The sequence below is a fragment of the Romboutsia sp. genome (assembly GCF_051659545.1).
Taxonomy (GTDB): domain Bacteria; phylum Bacillota; class Clostridia; order Peptostreptococcales; family Peptostreptococcaceae; genus JBOFOR01.
Window position 1 is genome coordinate 1 of sequence record NZ_JBOFOR010000170.1, and the last position, 2955, is coordinate 2955.

Here is a 2955-nt window from a genome sequence, read left to right on the forward strand (position 1 = left end):
TACCAGCAGCTTTATCAGGGATAATAGTTTCTATGAAGATACCTGGATATGAAATAATATCTTCAGTAGTATTTATGACTATATTAGTAACACTTATAGTACAAGCTAGTACTACTAAAATAGTAGCTAAGAAGTTAGAAGTACTAGAAGAAGATTCTGATAGTGAATTACAAGGAGTCGCATAATTATTATAAGTCAGTTTAAAAACACTCTAGAAATTGAATTTCTAGAGTGTTTTTGTAATATAATTAAAACAAATATAAATTTATTGAAATGTAATAAATATTTAATGAATACACATTTTTAAGGAACGCTCATATATTTTAACATGTAGACAATTATAGAAAGTGGTGCTTAGAATATGTGTGGAATTGTAGGGTGGGTAAATCTCAAAGACAATATAAGAGATAATGTAAAAGTAATAGAAGAAATGAGAGATACACTAGAATTTAGAGGTCCTGATTCCTATGGAATAGAGTGCTACACTCATGCACTTTTAGGACATAGAAGATTGGCAATAGTAGACCCAACAGGGGGGCTTCAGCCAATGAACAAGGTAATAGGGGATCAAAAATATACAATAGTATACAATGGTGAACTTTATAATACAGAAGAAGTAAGAGCAGAATTACTTCAGAAAGGGTATACTTTCAAATCTTACTCAGATACTGAAGTATTATTAACTGCTTTTATAGAGTATGGTAAAGATTGTGTAAATTATATAAATGGAATATATGCCTTCGGAGTTTGGGATGAACATAAACAAGAATTATTTTTAGGAAGAGATCCATTAGGGGTTAAACCATTATTTTATGCTTTTAAAGATAATTCGTTAGTTTTTGGCTCAGAAATAAAAGCTATTTTGAAACATCCAAGTATAGAACCTATAGTAGATAAAGAAGGACTTTTAGAACTTATGTCATTAGGACCTCAAAGAAAATTAGGTGGTGGAATATTTAAAGAGATTAAAGAAATTCCACCTGCTTATTATCTAGTATTTAATGAAAATGGAATACAATTAAAAGAATATTGGAAACTAGAAGCTAAAGAACATGAAGAGGATTTAGAAGTAACTACTAGCTATTTAAGAGATTTATTAGTAGATGCTATTGAAGGGCAATTAGTTAGTGATGTTCCTGTATGTACATTTTTATCAGGTGGATTAGATTCTAGCTTTATATCTCATGTAACTTCACAATCATTTAAAAGAGAAAATAAAGGCAATTTGCATACTTTCTCAGTTGATTATACTGATAATGATAAATTTTTTAAAACTAGTGAATTTCAGCCAAATTCAGATGCTTATTGGGTTGTAAAAATGACAGAGTATTTAAAAAGTGATCATCATAATATAGTTTTAGACAATGAAGAATTAGCATATTGCTTGAAACAAGCAACAATAGGTTGTGATTTACCATTAATGGCAGACATTGACTCTTCATTGTATTTATTTGCAAAAGAAGTTAGAAAATATGCCACAGTGGCATTGTCAGGAGAATGTGCCGATGAAGTTTTTGGAGGCTATCCTTGGTATACTAAAAATTATGACAAAATAGAAATTTTCCCTTGGGCAGATTCAGTATCTTATAGAAAAAGTATCTTGTCTAATAATTTAAAGTCTCTTCCTATCGAAGAATATGTAAAACAAATGTGCAGTGATTCGATTGCAAAAGTTCCAAAACTAGCAGGCGAATCTAAAAAAGATTCTTTAATGAGAGAGATGTATTATCTAAACATTAAATGGTTTATGGTAACTTTATTAAACAGAAAAGATAGGATGACAATGGCAAATAGTTTAGAAGTAAGGGTACCATTTGCAGATAAAAGGTTAGTAGAATATGCATTTAATATTCCAGCAGATATGAAATTACTAAATGGTAGAGAAAAAGGACTTTTAAGAGAAGCAATGAGAACAATTTTACCAGATGAAATAATAGACAGAAAGAAAAGTCCATATCCAAAAACTCATAATCCATTATATACAGAAACAGTTAAAGGAATGTTGAAAAATATAATAAATAAGCCAAATGCTAGAATATTAGACATAATAGACAAAGGTGAAATCGAAAATATTATAAATACTAATGGAGAATCTTTTACAAAACCATGGTTTGGTCAACTTATGACAGGACCTCAGGTTATGGCATATCTAGTGCAACTTGATACTTGGATTAATGAATATAATATAAAATTTGAATTAGATTAATTAAAAGAGAAGCATTCACTATACTTGAGAATGCTTCTCCTTTAGTAATTAACATATAGTTATTCATAGTATAAGTTATTGTTAATAAAAAACTTATTTTCTACCTCTTTTTTTAGCAAAAAAAGGAGTCTTTTTTTGTGAAGGAGAAGTTTTAACCTTGTCACCTTTAGAATCTATTTTTTTAGCTTTAGGGGCATCATCCTGAGGCTTAACTTTACCAGTTACAGTATCCATAACAACCTTTTGTATTACACTAGCAGTTCCTGATTTGTTTATAAAGCCATTAGAATCTTCAGTAGTTATTGATATCTCGAAGTAATCTACGCCCTTAATTTCATCTTTAAAGTTTATGTAAAAACTATACTTTCCACACTTACTGTATATTATAAGAGTTTCTTCATCTAAACAGATTTTTTTAAAATAGCTTAAATCATCAAATTGTAATAAATCCATTAATATCACCTTTTCTTTATTAGTTTTTCTTTTTTTATTATACATTACATAGACATTATTATACTACATAAAAAAAATAGTTACAAAAAATCATATTAATAAATAACTATAGTAGAAATTTTGCTAAAAGGATGATGAAAAATATAAAAATATAATATATCCTGAATTATTCATTAAATAATTAAAGCTACGCTTAAAAAGGCGTAGCCACTAATGTCCAGATATTAAAAATTTTCACCTAAAAAGTGAAAAAGTATATGAAAAAAGTCTCAAATTTGTTATTGTTAATTTGCGAA

At 28.2% G+C, this 2955-nt stretch carries 2 protein-coding genes and 1 pseudogene; 2 read left to right on the forward strand and 1 reads right to left on the reverse strand.

Annotated elements, in window-relative coordinates; all coding sequences use genetic code 11:
• A pseudogene (locus ACRC03_RS09290) lies at positions 1-185 on the forward strand (cation:proton antiporter); the annotation flags it as partial.
• Positions 186-361: 176 nt separating this feature from the next.
• Entirely contained in the window at positions 362-2206 is a 1845-nt protein-coding gene (gene asnB, locus ACRC03_RS09295; RefSeq protein ID WP_438652287.1) for an asparagine synthase (glutamine-hydrolyzing), read from the forward strand.
• Positions 2207-2299: 93 nt separating this feature from the next.
• Here the strand turns inward: asnB and ACRC03_RS09300 are convergent, their stop codons facing one another.
• Positions 2300-2704 carry a hypothetical protein gene (locus ACRC03_RS09300; RefSeq protein ID WP_438652288.1) on the reverse strand — a complete coding sequence of 135 codons (405 nt, stop codon included), beginning with the start codon at positions 2702-2704 and terminating at the stop codon, positions 2300-2302.
• Positions 2705-2955: the final 251 nt, after the last annotated feature.

What these genes read in the sequence shown, in the direction of transcription:
- asnB (WP_438652287.1), top strand. Translation starts at nt 362, where the DNA reads ATGTGTGGAATTGTAGGGTGGGTAAATCTCAAAGACAATATAAGAGAT.
- ACRC03_RS09300 (WP_438652288.1), bottom strand. Translation starts at nt 2,704, where the DNA reads ATGTATAATAAAAAAAGAAAAACTAATAAAGAAAAGGTGATATTAATG.